At 71.9% G+C, this 19,874-nt stretch carries 21 protein-coding genes; 14 read left to right on the forward strand and 7 right to left on the reverse strand.

Going from position 1 to position 19,874, the window contains the following annotated elements:
- Window positions 1-60: 60 nt before the first annotated feature.
- Window positions 61-1,749, reverse strand: a complete 1,689-nt coding sequence (locus MKW14_RS01780; protein ID WP_240858316.1) for a carbohydrate binding domain-containing protein — start codon at window positions 1,747-1,749, stop codon at window positions 61-63.
- Between the two features lie 142 nt (window positions 1,750-1,891).
- Window positions 1,892-3,013, reverse strand: coding sequence for an ATP-grasp domain-containing protein (locus tag MKW14_RS01785; protein WP_240858317.1), 1,122 nt, complete (start codon window positions 3,011-3,013; stop codon window positions 1,892-1,894).
- 263 nt (window positions 3,014-3,276) lie between these two features.
- Here MKW14_RS01785 and MKW14_RS01790 point away from each other — a divergent pair, with 263 nt between their 5' ends.
- The gene (locus MKW14_RS01790; RefSeq protein WP_240858318.1) at window positions 3,277-4,137 is read left to right on the forward strand and encodes a metallophosphoesterase family protein; all 861 of its coding nucleotides are present in this window, start codon (window positions 3,277-3,279) and stop codon (window positions 4,135-4,137) included.
- Window positions 4,134-4,823 (forward strand): 4'-phosphopantetheinyl transferase family protein, encoded by a 690-nt coding sequence (locus MKW14_RS01795; protein WP_240858319.1) that lies wholly within the window; start codon window positions 4,134-4,136, stop codon window positions 4,821-4,823. The genes MKW14_RS01790 and MKW14_RS01795 overlap by 4 nt, the downstream gene beginning before the upstream one ends.
- A gap of 18 nt (window positions 4,824-4,841) precedes the next feature.
- Here MKW14_RS01795 and MKW14_RS01800 read toward each other — a convergent pair whose 3' ends face one another.
- On the reverse strand, window positions 4,842-5,069 hold the full coding sequence (locus tag MKW14_RS01800; RefSeq protein WP_240858320.1) for a hypothetical protein: 228 nt from the start codon (window positions 5,067-5,069) through the stop codon (window positions 4,842-4,844).
- A 228-nt stretch (window positions 5,070-5,297) separates the two neighbouring features.
- Between MKW14_RS01800 and MKW14_RS01805 the strand changes: the two genes are divergently transcribed.
- Window positions 5,298-6,320, forward strand: coding sequence for an alpha/beta fold hydrolase (locus MKW14_RS01805; RefSeq protein WP_240858322.1), 1,023 nt, complete (start codon window positions 5,298-5,300; stop codon window positions 6,318-6,320).
- Window positions 6,321-6,327: 7 nt separating this feature from the next.
- Here MKW14_RS01805 and MKW14_RS01810 read toward each other — a convergent pair whose 3' ends face one another.
- Window positions 6,328-6,876, reverse strand: coding sequence for a toxin-antitoxin system, toxin component (locus MKW14_RS01810; protein WP_240858324.1), 549 nt, complete (start codon window positions 6,874-6,876; stop codon window positions 6,328-6,330).
- A 14-nt stretch (window positions 6,877-6,890) separates the two neighbouring features.
- Window positions 6,891-7,544, reverse strand: a complete 654-nt coding sequence (locus tag MKW14_RS01815; protein WP_240858326.1) for a helix-turn-helix domain-containing protein — start codon at window positions 7,542-7,544, stop codon at window positions 6,891-6,893.
- Between the two features lie 223 nt (window positions 7,545-7,767).
- On the opposite strand from MKW14_RS01815, the gene MKW14_RS01820 reads away from it, so the two are divergent.
- Complete coding sequence (locus MKW14_RS01820; protein WP_240858328.1) at window positions 7,768-8,424, forward strand: MmyB family transcriptional regulator; 657 nt, start codon at window positions 7,768-7,770, stop codon at window positions 8,422-8,424.
- Between the two features lie 290 nt (window positions 8,425-8,714).
- On the opposite strand, the gene MKW14_RS01825 is transcribed toward MKW14_RS01820, so the two are convergent.
- On the reverse strand, window positions 8,715-9,476 hold the full coding sequence (locus tag MKW14_RS01825; protein ID WP_240858329.1) for a cache domain-containing protein: 762 nt from the start codon (window positions 9,474-9,476) through the stop codon (window positions 8,715-8,717).
- Window positions 9,477-9,515: 39 nt separating this feature from the next.
- A complete protein-coding gene (locus tag MKW14_RS01830; protein ID WP_240858330.1) occupies window positions 9,516-10,256 on the reverse strand; it encodes a FadR/GntR family transcriptional regulator in 741 nt (246 codons plus the stop codon).
- A gap of 113 nt (window positions 10,257-10,369) precedes the next feature.
- Here MKW14_RS01830 and MKW14_RS01835 point away from each other — a divergent pair, with 113 nt between their 5' ends.
- The 10 genes from MKW14_RS01835 to MKW14_RS01880 all read left to right on the forward strand — a co-directional run bounded on the left by MKW14_RS01835 (window position 10,370) and on the right by MKW14_RS01880 (window position 19,862).
- Window positions 10,370-11,401: an ABC transporter ATP-binding protein gene (locus MKW14_RS01835; RefSeq protein ID WP_240858331.1), complete on the forward strand. Its 1,032-nt coding sequence runs from the start codon at window positions 10,370-10,372 to the stop codon at window positions 11,399-11,401.
- 10 nt (window positions 11,402-11,411) lie between these two features.
- Window positions 11,412-12,617 carry an ABC transporter substrate-binding protein gene (locus tag MKW14_RS01840; protein ID WP_240858332.1) on the forward strand — a complete coding sequence of 402 codons (1,206 nt, stop codon included), beginning with the start codon at window positions 11,412-11,414 and terminating at the stop codon, window positions 12,615-12,617.
- A 3-nt stretch (window positions 12,618-12,620) separates the two neighbouring features.
- On the forward strand, window positions 12,621-13,484 hold the full coding sequence (locus MKW14_RS01845) for an ABC transporter permease (RefSeq protein ID WP_240858334.1): 864 nt from the start codon (window positions 12,621-12,623) through the stop codon (window positions 13,482-13,484).
- A gap of 10 nt (window positions 13,485-13,494) precedes the next feature.
- The gene (locus MKW14_RS01850) at window positions 13,495-14,310 is read left to right on the forward strand and encodes an ABC transporter permease (RefSeq protein WP_240858335.1); all 816 of its coding nucleotides are present in this window, start codon (window positions 13,495-13,497) and stop codon (window positions 14,308-14,310) included.
- A gap of 93 nt (window positions 14,311-14,403) precedes the next feature.
- A complete protein-coding gene (locus MKW14_RS01855; RefSeq protein ID WP_240858336.1) occupies window positions 14,404-15,555 on the forward strand; it encodes an NAD(P)/FAD-dependent oxidoreductase in 1,152 nt (383 codons plus the stop codon).
- Window positions 15,552-15,854, forward strand: coding sequence for a (2Fe-2S)-binding protein (locus tag MKW14_RS01860; protein ID WP_240858338.1), 303 nt, complete (start codon window positions 15,552-15,554; stop codon window positions 15,852-15,854). The genes MKW14_RS01855 and MKW14_RS01860 overlap by 4 nt, the downstream gene beginning before the upstream one ends.
- A complete protein-coding gene (locus MKW14_RS01865; protein WP_240858339.1) occupies window positions 15,847-17,250 on the forward strand; it encodes an FAD-dependent oxidoreductase in 1,404 nt (467 codons plus the stop codon). Before MKW14_RS01860 ends, MKW14_RS01865 begins: the two co-directional genes overlap by 8 nt.
- Complete coding sequence (locus MKW14_RS01870; protein WP_240858340.1) at window positions 17,247-18,137, forward strand: dihydrodipicolinate synthase family protein; 891 nt, start codon at window positions 17,247-17,249, stop codon at window positions 18,135-18,137. The genes MKW14_RS01865 and MKW14_RS01870 overlap by 4 nt, the downstream gene beginning before the upstream one ends.
- A 9-nt stretch (window positions 18,138-18,146) precedes the next feature.
- A complete protein-coding gene (locus MKW14_RS01875) occupies window positions 18,147-19,145 on the forward strand; it encodes a proline racemase family protein (protein WP_240858341.1) in 999 nt (332 codons plus the stop codon).
- Between the two features lie 42 nt (window positions 19,146-19,187).
- Window positions 19,188-19,862 carry a GntR family transcriptional regulator gene (locus MKW14_RS01880; protein WP_240858342.1) on the forward strand — a complete coding sequence of 225 codons (675 nt, stop codon included), beginning with the start codon at window positions 19,188-19,190 and terminating at the stop codon, window positions 19,860-19,862.
- The last annotated feature ends 12 nt before the right edge of the window (window positions 19,863-19,874 follow it).

A 19,874-nucleotide genomic window follows, 5' to 3' on the forward strand; every position in this document is an offset into this window, starting at 1 on the left:
CGGCGGGAAGGATTCTTCCCGCCGCGGGGGTCCGGGCGCCAGCCCTGCTTCCGGCCGTCGTCAGCCGGTGAAGCCGGCCGTGATCGAGGTGAACTGCCAGGTGTTCTGGCTGATCCCGGAGCAGTTGCTCACCACGCCGCCGCCCGGGCACGGCCGGTCGCGGTTGACCGCCCAGAACGCGAGCCGGGCGATGTGGTGGGAGTTGGCCCAGTCCTTGATCTGGGTCCAGATCGCCGGAGTGGTGTTCTCCTGCTGGTCGGACAGCCCGTTCATGCCCGAGATGCCGATGTGCGCGTACGCGGTGGCGTCGTCCCAGCCGAAGGTCGACTTCAGCTTGGCCTTCAGCCCCTCGGCCGCGTTGACCGTGTTGCCGTACATGTCCGAGCCGCCGCCGAAGTCGAACGGCATGATGGTGAAGACGTCGATGTTCGCGCCGAGCGACTGCGCCTGCTCGATGAGCCGGTTGCCGTAGTACGTCGGCCCGGTGGTGGAGGTGCCGAAGGTGACGATCGTCCGGAGACCGGGGTTGTTGGCCTTGACGGTCTTCAGCGCGGTCAGGATCCTCGCCTGCACGGCCTCGTTCTCGAACTCGTCGGTGTTCTCGATGTCCATGTCGACGGCCTTGAGGCCGTAGGCGTCGATCACCTTCTGGATGGCGCCGGCGAGGGCGCTCGCGGAGGAGCAGTTGGCGCCGAGCTTGCTGCCCTGCCAGCCGCCGAACGACGGCACGACGTCACCGCCGGCCGAACGGACCGCGTTGATCGCGCTCTGGTCGGCGCCCCCGGTCAGCGGCCGGCTGCCGTCCCAGGCCGGCGTGCAGCCGCCGGAGTCCAGCACGAAGGCCATCGTGAACCACTTGACGCCGGTCGCGCTCATCACCGTGCTCGGGCTCGGCGGATCGCCCCAGCCCTCGTACAGATAGGGCGCGGCCTGCTTGAACCCGCCTGAGCCGCCGGTCCCCGCGTCCGTCGTGACGCTCACGGAGTTGGAGGCCCCCGAGACGTTCCCGGCCGCGTCCCGCGCCTTCACGGTGAAGGAGTAGGAGGTGCTGGGCGAGAGCCCGCTGACGGTCGCGGAGGTACCGGAGACGCTGAGCACGTTGTTGGAGCCGCTGTAGACGTCGTACGCCGTGACGCCCACGTTGTCGGTGGAGGCGTTCCACTTCAGCGACACGCTCGAGGAGGTCTTGCCGGTGGAGGTAAGCCCCGTCGGCGCGGAGGGCGCCTGGGTGTCCGAGCCGCCGCCACCGCCGCCGGGTCCGTCGAGGCTGATGTCGTCGGCGTAGTAGGTGCCTTGCGCGTACCAGCCGTGGACGTAGATCGTCGCGCTGGTCTGCGAGGCGCCGGTCGTGAAGGACACGGACAGTTGGCTGTACGCCGACGGTGAGGTGGTCCACGTCGAGGCCCCGCCGTCCACGCCGAGGTAGACGTAGGAGCCGCGCACCCAACCGCTGAGACTGTACGTCGTGTTGGGCTGGACCGAGACGGTCTGGCTGCACTGCGCGGTGTCGCTCGCCGACACCGCGCCCTGCAGGGCCCTGGACCCGCCGTGCACGGGGGAGGAGACGACCGAGCCGAGGTTGCCGGTGCAGGACCAGGGGGACAGGCCGCCCGACTCGAAGCCGGGGTTGGTCAGGATGTTGGCCGCTTGGGCCGTGCCGGGAAGGGCGATGGCTCCGGCGAGCGCGAGAGCCGCGGAACCGACCAGTGCGAGGAGCCGACGTCGGGAACGTCTGAGTGTGTTGCGCACGCGATCTCCCTGAAGGAATGGGGGTGTTCGGGAGTGCAGAGAGCGGTACAGAGAGAACTGCAGGGGTGCGCAACAAAGTTGGTATGGACCAATCCACTTGTCAAGGTGAACGGCGAAATTGGTCCATACCTGTGGGCTTGGCTCAGCTCAGGACGGTGGCCGCGGCCTCGACCGCCTCGACGGGCGCGGGCAGCGCCGGCAGCAGGGTCTCCGTCTCCTCCAGCCGCTGCTGGGGGATCGACACCGGCCGCAGCGGCCGCGGCCCGGAGACCACCGTGTAGTCCTGCCCGAGGAACGGCGGCGCCATCTCCCCGGGGTCCTCACCGAGCGCCAACTGCACGGCCGCCCAAGGGGCGTTGACCCCGCACAGCGACAGCTGGTGCAGGCCGCCGGCCGGACGGGTGTTGACGTCCATCAGGACCGGACGGTCGCCGAACATCCGGAACTGGATGTTGGACAGATAGTGCAGCCCGAACCCCTCGGCGATCCGCCGCGCCGGCTCCAGCCACTGCTCCTGCAGCGTGAACCCGCGGCGACGGCCGTTCTTCGTCCGCCCCACGGCCAGCCGCACCCGGTTGTCGGGCCCGGTGAGGCAGTCCACCGAAACCTCCGGCTGCTCCAGCCGCGGCATCACGATCCAGTCGACCGGCTCCTCGGCCTGCTCGAGCGCCCCCATCACCAGATCGAGCGACACATAGGGGCTGGGGAAACCGGTGAGGTGCGCCATCGAGAAGGGCGCCCGGGTGAGGACCCGGAAGCCCACCCCGCCCGCGCCGGACGCGGGCTTGAAGCACGCAGTGTGCCCGGCGGCCTCCAACTCCTCGACGGCGGCGAGGAGTTCGTCCGCCGTCCGCACCCGCCACCAGGACGGCACCGGCACCCCGATCGCCTGCACGGCCTCGTAGGCGGTCACCTTGTCCTCGAACACGGCGACGGCCTCGGGCGGCGGCGCGAGCAGTGCCGTCCCCACGGCCGCGAAGTCGGCGCGGTGCGCCACGATCGCGGACTGGTGCAGACGCGGCACGAAGACGTCGATGGTGCGCCGGGCGCACTGGTCGAGGGCGAACTCCACGTACGCGGCCGGGGACAGCCCCTCCGGCTCCAGGTCGGCCGTGTCCGCGGCGGCCAGCACGGGCGAGTCGGCGTCACCGTGGGTGGCGTGGATCTCGACCGCCCGATCGCTCGGATTTCGCCGCAGCTGATCCATGAAGAACACGTTCTCCGCGTACGTGCGGTTGAGCCAGACGCGTACGCGAGAGACCATGCAGGGCCGTCCTTTCACGGTTCGCGGGCACGGCGGAGCAGCCCGTGCCCGGGCAGGGGAGGTGGAGGGTCACCAAACCGCCCCTGTGAAGGGAAGTCCGTTGCGGTGGTGGTGGGGCGATCATACGGCTTCCCGGGGCCCCGCGTGCAACGTACGTGTTACGGATTCGCCGGAGGTGTGGACGGGCCGGTGCCGCCTTGTCCGCGCGGCGTGAATGTGCTCTGGTGGAGCCTCGGTCGGGCGGTGTGCGAAGGGGGCGAGCGGTGACGTCGAGGGCCGGCGGTGCCGGACGGCTGCTGGCCATCAGCGATCTGCACATCGGATACGCCGAGAACCGCGCCCTGGTCGAGGCGATGCGCCCGGAGACGGACGAGGACTGGCTGCTGGTCGCCGGTGACGTCGCGGAGACCGTCTCCGACATCCGCTGGGCCCTCAAGACCCTCGCGGGCCGCTTCGCCAAGGTCGTGTGGGCCCCCGGCAACCACGAGCTGTGGACCCACCCCAGCGACCCGGTCACCCTGCGCGGCGTCGCCCGCTACGAGCACCTCGTCGAGCTGTGCCGCGATCTCGGCGTCACCACGCCGGAGGACCCCTACCCCCGCTGGGAGGGCCCGCACGGGCCCGTGGCCGTCGCCCCGCTCTTCCTCCTGTACGACTACAGCTTCCTGCCGGCCGGCTGCGCCACCAGGGCGGAGGGCCTGCGGTACGCGCACGGCACCGGCATCGTCTGCAACGACGAGTACCTCCTGCACCCCGACCCCCGCCCGACCCGTGAGGACTGGTGCCGGGCCCGGGTCGCCGAGACCGAGCGCAGGCTCGCCGAGCTCCCCGCCGACCTGCCCACCGTCCTCGTCAACCACTACCCGCTTCACCGGCACCCCTGTGACGTGCTGTGGTACCCCGAGTTCGCCATGTGGTGCGGCACGGAGCTGACCGCCCACTGGCATCGCCGCTTCCGCGTCGAGACCATGGTCTACGGTCACCTCCACATCCCGCGGACCACCTGGCACGAGGGGGTCCGCTTCGAGGAGGTGTCCGTCGGCTACCCCCGCGAGTGGCGCAAGCGGCCGCACCCGCCGGGCGTACCGCGCCGCGTACTGCCGAGGGAGGTCGGGGCCGGGTGATCGAGGAGCTGCTGCCGCACGAGGTCGTCGTCGTGGAGGCGCACGGCGACGACGGCACCGAACCCGCCCCGCTGTACCCCGAGGAGGCGGCGGTCGTCGCGCAGGCCGTGCCCAAGCGCCGGCGCGAGTTCGCCCTGGTGCGCGCCTGCGCGCGGCGTGCCATGGAGAAGTTCGGTGTGCCCCCGCAGCCCGTGCTGCCCGGCGAACGCGGCGCGCCCCTGTGGCCCGCCGGCCTGGTGGGCAGCATGACCCACTGCGAGGGCTACAGCGCGGCCGCCCTGGTCCGCGCCGCCGACCTGGCCTCCCTCGGCATCGACGCCGAACCCCACGGACCGCTGCCGGACGGTGTCCTGGACGCCGTGTCCCTGCCCGGCGAGGCGGAAGGGCTGCGCCGGCTCGCCGAGGAGCACCCGGAAGTCCACTGGGACCGGCTGCTGTTCAGCGCCAAGGAGTCCGTCTACAAGGCGTGGTTCCCCCTCACCGGGCGGTGGCTGGAGTTCACCGAGGCCGACATCGAGGTCTTCGTCGACGCGGGTGACGGGCCGCCGCACGGCGGTTTCCACGCCGAACTCCTCGTCCCCGGCCCCCTGGTGGGCGGCCGGCGGATCAACCGCTTCCAGGGCCGCTGGAGCGTGGGGCGAGGGCTGGTGGCGACGACGGTCACGGTCCCGCACACCGCGGACTGACCCCACGGAGCGGGGCCGTCACGGCTCGGGGCACCAGCTCTGCAGCAGCCGGAAGAACTCCTCCTCGTTCCCCGTCAGGCCCGCGTCCGCCAGCGCCTGCTCCGCCTCGGCCAGCACCGAGGGCGGCACCACGGGTGGTCGGCCCGCGCCGGGAGGACCGTCGAAGGCGGCTCGTACGGTGTGCAGCAGCCGCAGATAGGCCTGTACTGCGGTGCGCTCGCGGTCGGTCAGTACGGCGGTGGGCATCGTCGGCTCTCCCCGTGTCGCGTCTCGGCTCGGTCGCTGCGCACCCCGGTAGGCAGGGGTGCGACTCCAGCTTGCCGCCCGCCACTGACAATCGGGTCCGGCGCCGGGTGGGTTCGCTCGCTTAGCGGAGCCGAAACCTCCCCGAAACCCCTGGTGGGAAAGGGGTTCTACGCTGGAGGGCAGGGGCTTTCGGGCCGCCCCGGTGCGGCCGTGGAACGGGAGGCGAGGATGGTCGACGTCCCGCGAAGGCGCCCGGCGCGGGCCGCGCGGCTGCGCCCGGTCGGCGTGAACGAACTGGAGCTGCGGTACCGCGTGGTGCACGGATACCGGCGCGCCTTCCGGATGGCCGGCGAGGGCCCGGTCCTGGTCCTCGTCCACGGCATCGGCGACTCCTCGGCGACCTGGGCCGAGCTGATCCCCGACCTGGCCCGCACCCACACTGTCATCGCCCCCGACCTGCTCGGCCACGGCGCCTCCGACAAGCCGCGCGCCGACTACTCGGTGGCCGCGTACGCCAACGGCGTCCGGGATCTGCTCACCACGCTCGGCATCGAGTCGGCGACCCTGGTGGGACACTCGCTGGGCGGGGGAGTGGCGATGCAGTTCGCCTACCAGTTCCCGGAGCGGACCGAGCGGCTGATCCTGGTCAGTGCCGGTGGTGTGGGGCGGGAGGTCAACCCCGTGCTGCGGCTGGTCTCGCTGCCGGGCGCCCATGTGATGCTGTCCACGCTGCGGCTGCCGGGGATGCGGACGCAAGTGGGGCTCGCGGTGCGGCTGATGAAGCTCATGGACACCGATCTCGGGCAGGACGCCGCCGAGTTGGTCGACCTGGTCGACGCCCTGCCGGACGAGACCTCCCGCAACGCCTTCATCCGTACGCTGCGGGCGGTGGTGGACTGGCGGGGGCAGGTCGTGACCATGCTCGACCGCTGCTATCTGACCGAGGGCATGCCGACCATGCTGATGTGGGGGGACCGGGACAGCGTGGTGCCGGTGCGGCACGCGTACGGGGCGCACGAGGCGATGCCGGGCAGCCGGCTGGAGATCTTCGAGGGCGCGGGCCACTTCCCCTTCCACAGCGACCCGGCCCGTTTCGTCTCCCTGGTCGAGGAGTTCACGGCCACGACGGCTCCCGCCGACTGGAGCCGCGAGCACTGGCGGGACCTGCTGATCGAGGGCCGCCTCCACGACGGCAGGGAACGCCCGGCGGACCGCAACCGGCGGGAGGCCAGCGAACGCAGCGCGACGTGACGGGCGATCAGCCCTGCGGGCCCGGATAGCCGAGGCAGGCCTCGATGCGGCCCGCCAGGTGGTCGCGCTGCACCGGCGCCCGGTGGCCCGAACCGGCGAGGAGAGCGCGGCACTTGCTCGCCAGCAGCAGGCCGAAGGTCTCGGCCTCCTGCTCGTCGGCCCGGTCGAAGTGGCTGCGCGCGGCCACCGTGCGCACCGTGGCCCGCAGATCGCCGTCGTCGGCCAGGCGCCGGGCGGCGACCCCGACGCCCTCCACGGGGTGGCCGCCGTGGCCGGCCCCCAGGTGCCACAGCTCGTGGCCCAGGATCACCAACTGGTGGTCGGGCGCGGTGCGTTCCTCGACGACGACCAGGTCCCGGTCCGTCATGTCCAGCCACAGGCCGCTCGCCGTGCCGGGCGGGAAGACGGCCGTACGGAAGTGGACCGGGCGGCCGCGGCGGCGGCTCATCGCCTCGCACAGGGCGGTGTGCAGGCCGGTGGGGGAGGCGGGGACGGGCAGGGTGAGTGCCGTGACCAGTTCGCCGCACAGGCGGCGCATGTCCTTGCCGATGGCCACGCGCCGCCCCCGGCTCACGACTCGGGCCGCTTGACGCTCTCCAGGAGCATGTCCAGCCACTCCGCCACCTTGTCGCGGTGCTGGTCGGTGGGCAGCTGGGCGGCCCGCCAGGCGATCCCGCGCACGCCGTGGTCCTGCAGCAGCTTCTCCAGCGGGTCCTCGTCGGCCGAGGCCGCCTCCCGCTCCGCGAGCCGCTGCAGCAGCTCCTGCTCGGTGCCCTGCAGGGCGACCGTGAGGGCCTCGGGGTCCTCGGCCGTGAGGAAGCCGGCGTGCACGCGGAAGAAGCGCTGGAGGGCGTCGCAGTGCTCCATCGTGGGGCGGCGGTCGCCGTTGATCAGGGCGCCGGCCTGCTGGCGGGACATGCCCGCGCCGTCGGCGATCTCCTGCTGGGTGTACTTGCGGCCGTTGGGCTTCAGCCGGGTGCGGCGCAGCAGGTCGAGCCGCTGCAGGAAACGGGCCTGGACGTCGGGTTCGCCCGCGGGGCGGCCGGCGAGGAGGGCCTGCACGACCGGTTCGGGCACGCCCGACGCGGTGGACAGACGGCCGGCGTGGAAGACCTCCGCGTGCGGTACGCCGAGCCGGTCGGCGAGCGTGCCGACGCGAGCGACGACGGCCGGGAGCGCGGCGGTCGCCGACGTGGTGCCCGGAGCCTCGAAGCCTTCCGTCACCGACAGATCTCCTACGTTTCGCACAGGCTACTCACAAGCGGATGCCGTGAACTCGACGGAGATTACCGGGTGGTTCGAACTCACATCCAGGTGTCGCCACAACTGTGGCCAATTTCAGCCGTCAACAGGCATGGAATGCCACGATAGTTGACATGACTCGTGCCGGGGCCGCAGGATCAAGGCGCCGCGTGAAGGCCGCAGAGGCAAGAGGGGTGACCTCCCGATGGCGTATCAGGCAGGAGGGCAGCGGCCGGCACCGCGGCCCGTCCCCGAGAGTCCCGAGGCCCAGGCGTATCTGCAGGACTACGCCACCCTCCTGGAGGCCGTGCCCTTTCCCTCCGTCGTCGTCGACCACCGCTGGGACGTCGTTCTGACGAACAACGCTTTCGCGTCACTTTTCCGTGACGTGGGCCCGCACCCGACGGCCATGCCGGGCGACAACTTCCTCCGGTTCGTGCTCTTCCACCCCGACGCGGCGGGCGTCCTCGGTGAGCACGAGTCGAGCTGGTGCCTGCCGATGCTCGCCCATTTCGCGGCCGCCGTCGAGCGCCACGCCCATGACCACGGGCTGCAGGCCATCCGCCGGGAGATCGCCCAGGACCCGATCATGGAGGCCGCCTACCGCCAGGGCCTGCCGCACTGGCTGAGGGCCATGGGGGAACGCGCCGCCGCCCGGGACGGCGCCGTACGGCCGCTGCTGCACCCCGATCCGCGCTGGGGCGCGACCGACTGCCGCGTGGTGGACGAGACGCCCGAGACGCTGCGGGAGATGGGGTACACGCGTATGACGTTCGTCCTGCGGGAGACCCGCCGCGAGCGCCCCCGGATCCGCACCGCCCGACGCACGGCGGCCCATCTGAGGGTGGTGCCGGACACTTAGGGCCTGTCGTTCGGATCAGGTCGGCTGTGAGGCGCGGTGCCTTGCGGGAGACCCGAGCGGTGGCTGGTGCGTGCAGCTGCAAGGCGGAGGAGGGAGTCGACGCGATGCGGGTCCCCCCGCGCGAGGTCGTTCGAGCGTGGGGGAGTCGAGGACCGACGACAACGCGGCAGATGCGCGTGCCAGGCGCCGCGACGCCGGGCTGATCCGAACGGCAGGCCCTGGGCCTGACCGGGCCCCGCCGGCGTTCAGGTCGCCGACGGTGCCGGGTCGGAGAGGGTGGGTGGCCCGCGTCAGCGCGGGGAGGCGACCAGCACGAGCGGGACGCCTCGGCACGGGACCAGGCGCAGGCCGTCGTGCCGCGCCGGGCGCGCGCTCTCCAGGACGGCGGCGAAGTCCGGCCCCTTGGTGAGCGAGCCGGCCAGATGGGCGGGGTCGGCGGAGGCCGCCACCCGCCCGCGCGCGTTCACCAGGTGCGCCGGGCCCGGCAGCCGGCGCAGCAGCGGCAGCACGGCGGCCTCGAAGTGACGCAGGTACACGTCGGCCGCGGCCACACCGGCGAAACGGCCCTCCGTCTCCACCGGCGCGGACAGGGTGAGGCTGTACTCGTCGGAGCAGAGGTAGTCGACGTAGGGTCCCGCGACCGCCCGCTCGCCGGTGTCCCGGGGCAGGGCGAACCAGTCCCAGTGCGTGTAGTCGGCGTACGCCGAGTGGTCAGGGTCGAGGTCGAGCAGCAGCGGCCGTACGTCGCCCTCCGCGCCGGACTGCCACCACTCCAGCCAGGCCGGTACGTCGCCCAGCAGGCCCGGCGCGGCGACGAAGCCGACCCCGGACACCAGCGCGTTGCGGGCCAGCCGCAGATGCAGGCCCGGGCGCAGGGCGGCGAGGTCCACGGTGGCGGGGCGGCGGTGCTCGGCGGCCACCCGCGTGAGCAGGGCCGTGGTCTCGGCGCGGGTGGCGGACACGGCGTCGAACACGCTCTCCAGCGCGGAACCGACCTCGGCCGCGACCGACTCCTCCGGCGCCGTGCCGAGCGCTGCGGTCGCCAGGCCCATGCACACCCTCCCCCGGACGGGACCGGACGCGGTGCACGGCTAGAGCGTCAGACGCAGGGCGATGAGCCGCGCCGTCGACTCCCGCACACACCGCTCGGCCAGTCCCCTGGCCGTTTCGTGGGCCCCATCCTGCACGGCCGAGATCACGGAGCGGTGACGGTCCGCCACCTCTTCACGATATTCGTCGTCCGCGAGCACAAGGCACAGCAGCGCCCCCACCTCCGTCTGCAGGGCCACCTGTTCGCGGGTGAGCCGGGCCGACTGGGCGGCCGCCGCCAGCTCCACATGGAAGCGCCCGTACACCCGCCCGCGCGCCGCCGCGTCTTCTGCCCACGCCAACTCCTCAGCCGTACGCCGTAGTTGCAGAAGGTCGTCGGGTTCCGTGCGCTCGGCGGCGAGGCGGGCCGCCGTACCGGACAGGGCGGCCCAGTGGTCGCCGAGGTCGCGCAGCTCCTCGGTGCTCCAGCCGCGCAGGCGCACCTTCAGGCGTTCCTCGCCCGGGACCTCGGGCAGGGAGACGAAGGAGCCGCCGCCGCGGCCCCGGCGGGTGGTGAGCAGGCCCTGCTGGCGCAGGGCCATCAGCGCCTCCCGCAGGGTCACCGTGGACACGCCGAGCTGTCCGGCCAGTTCGCTCTCGCCGGGCAGCTGCTCCCCGTCGGCGAGCAGGCCCAGCTCGATGGCGTCACCGATCCGGCGGACGACCGCGTCCACGCGCGCCCGGTTGTCCACCGGGCTGAAGACGGCCCTGCGGGCACCGCCGTTCATCTGCTGCTGGTTCACGGCCACCACCTTGCACGTTGACTCAAGCTTTACCCCGAGGGGGCCTTGAGCTTTGAACTATGACTTCATATCTTTCCGTGCAACGAACGCGTGCGCCAGAAAGGTTCCCGTCCATGGAGGGAATTGCGATCCGGCTGCGGGATCTGCGGAAGTCCTTCGGGGAGACGACCGCCGTGGCCGGGATCGACCTGGAGATCCGGGACGGTGAGTTCTTCTCCCTGCTCGGCCCCTCCGGTTCCGGCAAGACCACCGTCCTGCGCATGATCGCCGGGTTCGAGAGCCCCACCGGCGGACGGATCGAACTCGCCGGGCAGGAGGTCACCGGCCTCGCGCCCTTCGAGCGGGACGTGCACACCGTCTTCCAGGACTACGCCCTCTTCCCGCACATGACCGTCGAACAGAACGTCGCCTACTCCCTCAAGGTCCGGGGAATCCCCAAGGCCGAGCGGCTGGTACGGGCCCGCAAGGCGCTCAGCGAGGTCCGCCTGGAGGGCTTCGGCAAGCGGCGGCCCGCCCAGCTCTCCGGCGGCCAGCGCCAGCGCGTCGCCCTCGCCCGCGCCCTCGTCGGACGCCCGAGCGTGCTGCTCCTCGACGAACCCCTCGGCGCCCTCGACCTCAAACTGCGTGAGCAGATGCAGATCGAACTCAAGGAGCTGCAGCGCGAGGTCGGGATCACCTTCGTGCTCGTCACCCACGACCAGGAGGAGGCCCTGACGATGAGCGACCGCATCGCCGTCCTCGACCAGGGCCGCGTCGAACAGGTCGGCACCCCCGCCGAGATCTACGAACGCCCCGCCACCGCCTTCGTCGCCTCCTTCGTCGGCACCTCCAACCTGCTGGAGGGCGAGTCCGCCCAGCGCGTGGTCGGCGCCCCCGGCGTCTACAGTGTCCGCCCCGAGAAGATCCGCGTCCTGAAGGACTCCGCCGAGGCCGACGAGCCCGAGCACACGAGCGCCGTCGGCACCGTCGCCGAGGTCGTCTACCTCGGCGACGCCACCCGCTTCCTCGTCGACCTCGACGCGGGCGGCCGCCTCACCGCCCTCCAGCAGAACCTGGAGACCTCCGCCGAGGACGTCGCCGCCTACCGCGGCACCCGGGTGCGACTGAGCTGGCACCGCCGCCACACCGTCCACGTCCCCGACTGACCCCGAACCCATGGAGAACGTCGTGCGCCTCACCCGAACTCTCCACCTCGCGGCCGCCACCGCGCTGCTGCTCGCCGCCACCGCCTGCGGCTCCGGATCCGGCGGTTCGTCCTCCACCGGCCTCAACCCCCCCGACCTCAAACCCCTGTCGAAGCTCGGCAAGTCCGAGGGACAGGTCAACCTGATCGCTTGGGCCGGCTACGTCGAGGACGGCTCCAACGACCCCAAGGCCGACTGGGTGACCCCCTTCGAGAAACAGACCGGCTGCAAGGTCAACTCCAAGGTCGCCGCCAGCTCCGACGAGATGGTCAAGCTGATGAAGACCGGCGAGTACGACGCCGTCTCCGCCTCCGGCGACGCCTCCCTGCGCCTGATCGCCTCCGGCGACGCCGCCCCCGTCAACACCGGACTCGTCCCGAACTACAAGGACATCTTCACCGGCCTGAAGAACGGCGCCTGGAACTCCGTCAAGGGCCGGATGTACGGCATCCCGCACGGCCGCGGCGCCAACCTGCTGATGTACAACACCCGGAAGGTCACCCCCGCGCCGACCTCCTGGGCCGCCGTCTTCGACGACGCAGCCAAGTACAAGGGCCACGTCACCGCGTACGACTCCCCGATCTACATCGCCGACGCCGCGCTGTATCTCAAGGCCACCAGGCCGGAGTTGAAGATCAAGGACCCCTACGCCCTCGACCAGAAGCAGTTCGACGCCGCGGTGAGCCTGCTGAAGAAGCAGAACGCGGACATCGGCGAGTACTGGAGCGACTATCTGAAGGAGATCTCCGCCTTCAAGAGCGGTGACTCCGTGATCGGCACCACCTGGCAGGTCATCGCCAACCTCGCCGCCGGCGAGGGCGCCAAGGTCAGGGCCTTCGTGCCCAAGGAGGGGTCGACCGGCTGGTCCGACACCTGGATGATCTACTCCAAGGCCAAGCACCCCGACTGCGCCTACCGGTGGATGGACTGGATCGTCTCCCCGAAGGTCAACGCCCAGGTCGCCGAGTACTTCGGCGAGGCACCCGCCAACTCCAGGGCCTGCGACCTCACCGCCGACAAGAACTTCTGCACCACCTTCCACGCCGCCGACGAGAGCTACTGGAAGAAGATCGCCTTCTGGAACACCCCCATCGAGCAGTGCCTCGACGGCCGCACCGACGTCAAGTGCGTGCCGTACGCCAAGTGGGTGCGGGCCTGGACCGAGATCAAGGGCTGAGGCATGGCCCTGCTGACGCGGACCGCGGGGGCGCTGCACCGTCGCCCCCGCCTCAGGCTGTCCCTGCTGCTGACCGCCCCGCTGCTGTGGCTGGCCGTCCTCTACCTCGGCTCGCTGTCGGTGCTGTTCGTCTCCGCGTTCTGGACGACGAACTCCTTCACCTCCGAGGTGGTGAAGGTCTGGTCGACCGACAACTTCCACGAGCTGTTCACCACGCCCGTCTACCGGGAGGTGATCCTGCGCAGCGTCGGCGTGGCCCTGGCCGTCACCGCCCTGTGCGCGGTGATCGCCTTCCCGCTCGCCTTCTACACCGCCCGGGTGGCCCGGCCGAGGTGGCGTCCGCTGCTGGTCGTCGCCATCCTCACACCGCTGTGGGCGAGTTACCTGGTGAAGGTGTACGCCTGGCGGCTGATCCTGTCCGAGGGCGGCCTCGCCGACTGGATGCTCCGGCCCTTCGGGCTCAGCGGTCCGGGCTTCGGCCTGCCCGCCGCCGTACTGACCCTGACGTACCTCTGGCTGCCGTACATGATCCTGCCGATCCACACGGCGCTGGAGCAGCTGCCCGCCGGCCTCCTCGACGCCTCGGCCGACCTGGGCGCCCGCGGCTGGCGGACCTTCCGGTCGGTGGTGCTGCCGATGGTGCTGCCCTCCGTCGCCGCCGGGTCGGTCTTCACCTTCTCGCTGAGCCTCGGCGACTACATCACCGTGCAGATCGTGGGCGGCAAGACCCAGCTGATCGGCAATCTCGTCTACTCCAACATCGAACTCAACCTGCCCATGGCCGCCGCGCTCGGCACGGTCCCGGTCGTCGTCATCGTGCTGTACCTGCTGGCGATGCGCCGCACGGGCGCGTTGAGCAGCCTGTAGAGGAGCCGCCGTGCAACTCTCCCGTTCCGCGCGCATCGCGCTGCGCGTCGCCGCCGGGCTCGGATTCGCCGTGATCTACGTGCCGTTGCTGCTCGTGGTCGTCAACTCCCTGAACCCCGACCGCAGCGCGAGCTGGCCGCCGCCGCGTCTCACCACGCACTGGTGGTCCGTCGCCTGGCACAACTCCGGTGCGCGCGCGGCTCTCTGGGTCTCGGTGAAGGCCGGGCTGGGGGCGACCGCGATCGCCCTGGTCCTCGGCACACTGATCGCCTTCGCCGTCGCCCGGCACCGGTTCTTCGGCCGCGACAGCATCTCCTTCGTGGTCGTCCTGCCGATCGCCCTGCCCGGCATCGTCACGGGCATCGCCCTCAACTCGGCGTTCAGCACGGTGCTCGCGCCCCTCGGGGTGGGCCTCGGACTGTTCACGGTGATCGTCGGACACGCCACCTTCTGCATCGTCGTGGTCTTCAACAACGTGGTCGCGCGGCTGCGTCGCACCTCCGGGTCGTACGAGGAGGCGGCGATGGACCTGGGGGCCGACACCTTCCGTGCCTTCGTCGACGTGACCTTCCCCCTGGTGCGGTCCGCGTTGCTGGCCGGCGGGCTGCTGGCGTTCGCCCTGTCCTTCGACGAGATCGTGGTCACGACGTTCACCGCGGGGCCGGGGATCGAGACGCTGCCGATCTGGATCTTCGAGAACATGACCCGGCCGCAGCAGGCGCCGGTGGTCAACGTGGTGGCGGCGGTGCTGGTGCTGGTGTCGGTCGTGCCCATTTACGCGGCTCAGCGGCTGGCGGCGGACACGGCTGGGGGGAGTCGGGTGTGAGGCGGGGCTGAGCCGGGTGTTGGGGCGGGGCTGGGGTGGGTCTGGGGGCGCGCACCCATTCCCCCGCCCAGTGGTATGTGACATAGTACTGGCGTGAGCCAGCCACTGACCTGCGATGTCGTGGTCGTCGGCGCCGGAATGACAGGCGCCGCATGTGCCCTGTACGCGGCCCGAGCGGGCCTGGACGTCGTCGTGGTGGACCGCGGCCCGGTGGCCGGCGGCACCACCGGCGCGGGGGAGGGCAACCTCCTCGTCTCCGACAAGGAGCCCGGACCGGAGCTGGACCTGGCCCTCCTCTCGCTCCGTCTCTGGGCCGAACTCGCCCAGGAGCTCGGCCGGTTGATCGAGTACGAGGCCAAGGGCGGTGTCGTGGTGGCCACATCCCCCGGCGGCCTCACCGCCCTGGAGCGGTTCGCCGCCGGACAGCGCGCGGCCGGAGTCGTCGCGGAACCGGTCGCGGGCGACGAGCTCTACGCCCTCGAACCCCACCTCGCCCCAGGTCTGCCCGGTGCCGTGCACTACCCCCAGGACTGCCAGGTCATGCCCGCCCTGGCCGCCGCCCATCTGCTACGGGCCTCGGGCGCCCGCCTGCACACGAGCCGGACGGTGACGGACGTACTGCGCCGCCCCGACGGCACCGTCCTCGGCGTCCGCACAGACCGGGGCGACATCCACGCCCCCTCCCTCGTCAACGCGGCCGGCACCTGGGGGGCCGACATCGCCGCCCTGGCCGGCACCACCCTGCCCGTGCTCCCGCGCCGCGGCTTCGTCCTCGTCACCGAGCCCCTTCCGCGCCGGGTCCGGCACAAGGTGTACGCCGCCGACTACGTGGCCGACGTGGCCAGCGACTCGGCCGCGCTGCAGACCTCGCCGGTCGTGGAGGGAACGGCGGCCGGGCCGATCCTGATCGGCGCGAGCCGCGAACGCGTCGGCTTCGACCGGTCGTTCTCGCTCCCCGCCCTGCGGGCTCTCGCCGCGGGCGCCACCCGGCTGTTCCCCTTCCTCGCCGACGTCCGTGCCCTGCGCGCCTACACCGGATTCCGCCCCTACATGCCCGACCATCTGCCCGCCATCGGCCCCGACCCGCGCGTCCCCGGCCTGTTCCACGCCTGCGGTCACGAGGGCGCCGGCATCGGCCTGTCCACCGGCACCGGGCATCTGATCGCGCAGGTCCTGACCGCGAAGAACCCCGACCTGGACCTCGCGCCGTTCAGGCCCGACCGCTTCGCCGAGGAGGCCGTGTGACTTCACCGCTCGACCTGGCCGACGCCCACCCGGGTCCGCCCTTCACGGTCACCCTCGACGGCCGGGAGATCGAGGCCCTGCCCGGCCAGACGGTCGCCGCCGCACTGTGGACAGCCGGCGTCACCGCCTGGCGCACCACCCGCGCCGACGGCCGCCCACGCGGTGTCTTCTGCGGGATCGGGGTCTGCTTCGACTGCCTGGTGACCGTCAACGACCGCCCCAACCAACGGGCTTGTCTTGTGCCGGTGGCTCCAGGCGACGTGATCCGTACCCAGGAGGGGACCGGCCACGATGACTGACCGACCGCACCTCGCGGTGATCGGCGCGGGCCCCGCGGGCCTCGCCGCGACCCTGACCGCCGCCGCGCACGGCGTCCGGGTCACCCTGATCGACTCGGCAGCGGACGCGGGCGGCCAGTTCTACCGCCAGCCCGCCCGTGAGCTGCGCGCCCGCCGCCCCCAGGCCCTGCACCACCAGTGGCGGACCTGGGAGGGACTGCAGGAAGGACTGCGCGGCCACGTCAGGGCAGGCCTTGTACGGCATGTGACGGACCATCACATCTGGTTCGTCGAGCGGCTGGACGAGTCTTTCGCCGTCCACGCACTGCTCGGCCCCGAGCAGGAGGACCCCGCCACCGTCCGCGCCGACGCCGTGCTCCTCGCCACCGGCGGGTACGAGCAGGTGCTGCCCTTCCCGGGCTGGACTCTTCCCGGCGTCGTCACCGCGGGCGGCGCGCAGGCCATGCTGAAGGGCACGCTGGCCGTTCCGGGCCGGGTCGCCGTGGTCGCCGGTACCGGACCGCTCCTTCTGCCGGTCGCCACCGGACTCGCCGACGCGGGCGTGGAGGTGGTGGCACTCGTCGAGTCCGCCGATCCCCGGGCGTTCGTACGACGGCCCCGTGCGCTGGCGGCCCAGCCCGGCAAGCTCGCCGAAGGAGCCCTGTACGCGGGCCAGTTGCTCCGGCGCCGGGTGCGCCCGCTCTTCCGCCACGCCGTGATCGAGGCGCACGGCACCGACCGGGTGGAGGGCGTCACCGTCGCGGCCCTCGACGCGACGGGGCATGTCCGGCCAGGCACCGCACGCCGCATCGCCTGCGACACCCTCGCCGTCAGCCACGGCCTGCTGCCGCACACCGACCTCGCGGACAGCCTCGGGTGCCGTCTCGACGGCAACAACGTCCACGTCGACCACGAGCAACGCACCGACGTCCCCGGCGTCTGGGCGGCGGGGGAGGCCACCGGCGTCGGTGGCTCCGCGCTCGCGCTCGTCGAGGGGCGCATCGCGGGAGCCTCGGCCGCCGCGCGCATGACCGGCACCGAGCCCGCCCTGGACGCCGCCGCCCTGAAGTCCCGCAGGAAACTGCGGCAGTTCGCGGCAGCCCTCGACGACGTGTACCGGCCGCCCGCGCGCTGGACCGACCAGGTCACCGACGACACCGTGGTCTGCCGCTGCGAGGAGGTGACGGCCGGCGCCGTCCGAGAGGCCGTCGGCGACCTCGGCGCGGGCGATCCGCGCACCGTGAAACTGCTGACCCGGGCCGGCATGGGCTGGTGCCAGGGCCGGATGTGCGGACCCGCGGTCGCCGGGCTCGCAGGTTGCGAACACACCCCGCCCAGAAGGCCGTTCGCCCGGCCCGTACCGCTCGGCGTCCTGGCCAGCGAACCCGACCACCCCACCGAGGAAGGGCCCTCATGACCGACCACCGCCCCTGGCGCGGCGTCCTCGTCGCCACGGCGCTCCCGCTCACCGACGACCTGTCCGTCGACTACGACAAGTACGCCGAACACTGCGCGTGGCTCGTCGAGAACGGCTGCGACGGCGTCGTCCCCAACGGCTCCCTCGGCGAGTACCAGGTGCTCACCCCCGAGGAGCGCGCCAAGGTCGTGGAGACCGCCGTGGCCGCGATCGGCGGCGCACGCGTGATGCCCGGCGTCGCCGCCTACGGCTCTGCGGAGTCCCGGCGCTGGGCCGAGCAGGCGCGTGACGCGGGCTGCGCCTCCGTGATGCTGCTGCCGCCCAACGCCTACCGCGCCGACGAGCGTTCGGTGCTCGCCCACTACGCCGAGGTCGCGAAGGCGGGCGTGCCGATCGTGGCGTACAACAACCCGATCGACACCAAGGTCGACCTCGTCCCGGAGTTGCTGGCGAAGCTGCACGGCGAGGGGTACGTCCAGGCCGTCAAGGAGTTCTCCGGCGACGTCCGCCGGGCCTGGCGGCTGGCCGAACTCGCCCCGGAACTCGACCTGTTGATCGGCGCCGACGACGTCCTGCTGGAGCTCGCGATCGCCGGAGCCAAGGGGTGGGTGGCGGGTTACCCCAACGCGCTGCCCGCCGCGAGCACCCAGCTGTACCGCGCGGCCGTCGAGGGCGACCTGGCCACCGCCAAGAAGCTCTACGAGCAGCTGCACCCGTTGCTGCGCTGGGACTCCCGGGTCGAGTTCGTGCAGGCCATCAAGCTGTCCATGGACATCGTCGGCCGGTACGGCGGACCGGTGCGGCCCCCGCGCATGCCGCTGCTGCCCGAGCAGGAGGCCGAGGTCCGGGCCGCCACCGAACAGGCCGTCGCCGCAGGCCTGGCGTAGGGAGAGGTCATGCACAGCAAACTCGTCCTGCACGCCGTCGACTCGCACACCGAGGGCATGCCCACCCGTGTGATCACCGGCGGGATCGGCACCATCCCGGGCGCCACCATGAACGAGCGGCGGCTGTACTTCCGCGAACACCGCGACGAGATCAAGCAGTTGCTGATGAACGAGCCGCGCGGTCACTCCGCGATGAGCGGCGCGATCCTCCAGCCGCCGACCCGGCCGGACTGCGACTGGGGCGTGGTCTACATCGAGGTCTCCGGCTATCTGCCGATGTGCGGACACGGCACGATCGGGGTGGCGACGGTCCTGGTGGAGACCGGCATGGTCGAGGTCGTCGAGCCGGTGACCACGATCCGCCTGGACACCCCCGCGGGGCTGGTGATCGCCGAGGTGGCGGTGGAGGGCGGGGCGGCGAAGGCGGTGACGCTGCGGAACGTGCCGTCGTTCGCGGTGGGGCTGGACCGGAAGGTGGAGGTGTCCGACGGGTCAGTAACATATGACATGGCATACGGCGGGAACTTCTACGCCATCCTCCCCATCGACCAACTCGGCCTCCCCTTCGACCGCGCCCACAAAGACGCCATCCTCGCGGCCGGTCTGGAACTCATGGACGCCATCAACGCCGCCGACGAACCCGTCCACCCCGAGGACCCCTCCATCCGCGGCTGCCACCACGTCCACCTCTACGCCCCGGGTTCCGACGCCCGGCACTCGCGGCACGCGATGGTCATCCACCCCGGCTGGTTCGACCGCTCGCCCTGCGGCACCGGCACCAGCGCGCGCATGGCGCAGTTGCACGCGCGCGGCGAACTGCCCCTGCACACCGAGTTCGTCAACGAGTCGTTCATCGGCACCCGCTTCACCGGCCGGCTGCTGGGCACCACCGAGGTGGCCGGCCGTCCGGCCGTCCTGCCCAGCTTCACCGGCCGCGCCTGGATCACCGGAACCGCCCAGTACCTACTGGACCCGGACGACCCCTTCCCCGCGGGATTCGTGCTGTAGGCGAGCCCCATAATGTCCGGTGACCCGAGGAGGACGATCACCATGGCCCCGCAGCGCAGCCGCCCCGCCCTGCCGTCGCTCGGCGGCAGGAAGCCCAACTTCCGGGAGAAGGTCGTGGACGTGCTGCGTGCCGCCCTGATCTCGGGTGAACTCCGCCCCGGCCAGGTGTACTCGGCGCCGGCCCTCGCCCCACGTCTCGGGGTCTCCGCGACGCCGGTGCGCGAGGCGATGCTGGAGCTGGTGAAGGAGGGCATGGTCGAGATCGTCCCGAACAAGGGCTTCCGGGTCACCGAGGTCTCCGACAAGCAGCTCGACGAGTACACCCACGTCCGGTCCCTGATCGAGATCCCGGTGACGGTCGGTCTCGCGACCACCGCCGACCCCGCGGACGTCGAAGCGCTCCGCCCCGAGGCGATGGAGATCGTCACCTCCGCCGCCAGGGGCGACCTCATCGCCTACGTCGAGGCCGACCTGCGGTTCCATCTGGGACTGCTGGCGCTGGCGGGCAACGACCATCTCGTGGAAGTCGTACGGGACCTGCGGCAGCGTTCGCGCCTGTACGGGCTGACGGCTCTCGTCGAGGCGGGGCGGCTGGAGGCCTCCGCGCAGGAGCATCTCGAACTCCTCGACGCCCTGCTCGCCCGGGACCCCGAGCGCACCCGCGAGGTGATGACCCGCCACCTCGGGCACGTCCGGGGCCTGTGGGCCGCCCACTGAAGCACTGACGTC

Origin of the sequence: Streptomyces gilvus, assembly GCF_022513565.1 — a bacterium.
Taxonomy (GTDB): domain Bacteria; phylum Actinomycetota; class Actinomycetes; order Streptomycetales; family Streptomycetaceae; genus Streptomyces; species Streptomyces gilvus.

Excerpts from the sequence above, each read along its gene's own strand:
- MKW14_RS01785 (WP_240858317.1), bottom strand. The coding sequence starts at position 3,013 with ATGGTCTCTCGCGTACGCGTCTGGCTCAACCGCACGTACGCGGAGAAC.
- MKW14_RS01800 (WP_240858320.1), bottom strand. The coding sequence starts at position 5,069 with ATGCCCACCGCCGTACTGACCGACCGCGAGCGCACCGCAGTACAGGCC.
- MKW14_RS01805 (WP_240858322.1), top strand. The coding sequence starts at position 5,298 with ATGGTCGACGTCCCGCGAAGGCGCCCGGCGCGGGCCGCGCGGCTGCGC.
- MKW14_RS01820 (WP_240858328.1), top strand. The coding sequence starts at position 7,768 with ATGGCGTATCAGGCAGGAGGGCAGCGGCCGGCACCGCGGCCCGTCCCC.
- MKW14_RS01825 (WP_240858329.1), bottom strand. The coding sequence starts at position 9,476 with ATGGGCCTGGCGACCGCAGCGCTCGGCACGGCGCCGGAGGAGTCGGTC.
- MKW14_RS01835 (WP_240858331.1), top strand. The coding sequence starts at position 10,370 with ATGGAGGGAATTGCGATCCGGCTGCGGGATCTGCGGAAGTCCTTCGGG.
- MKW14_RS01840 (WP_240858332.1), top strand. The coding sequence starts at position 11,412 with ATGGAGAACGTCGTGCGCCTCACCCGAACTCTCCACCTCGCGGCCGCC.
- MKW14_RS01845 (WP_240858334.1), top strand. The coding sequence starts at position 12,621 with ATGGCCCTGCTGACGCGGACCGCGGGGGCGCTGCACCGTCGCCCCCGC.
- MKW14_RS01865 (WP_240858339.1), top strand. The coding sequence starts at position 15,847 with ATGACTGACCGACCGCACCTCGCGGTGATCGGCGCGGGCCCCGCGGGC.
- MKW14_RS01870 (WP_240858340.1), top strand. The coding sequence starts at position 17,247 with ATGACCGACCACCGCCCCTGGCGCGGCGTCCTCGTCGCCACGGCGCTC.
- MKW14_RS01875 (WP_240858341.1), top strand. The coding sequence starts at position 18,147 with ATGCACAGCAAACTCGTCCTGCACGCCGTCGACTCGCACACCGAGGGC.
- MKW14_RS01880 (WP_240858342.1), top strand. The coding sequence starts at position 19,188 with ATGGCCCCGCAGCGCAGCCGCCCCGCCCTGCCGTCGCTCGGCGGCAGG.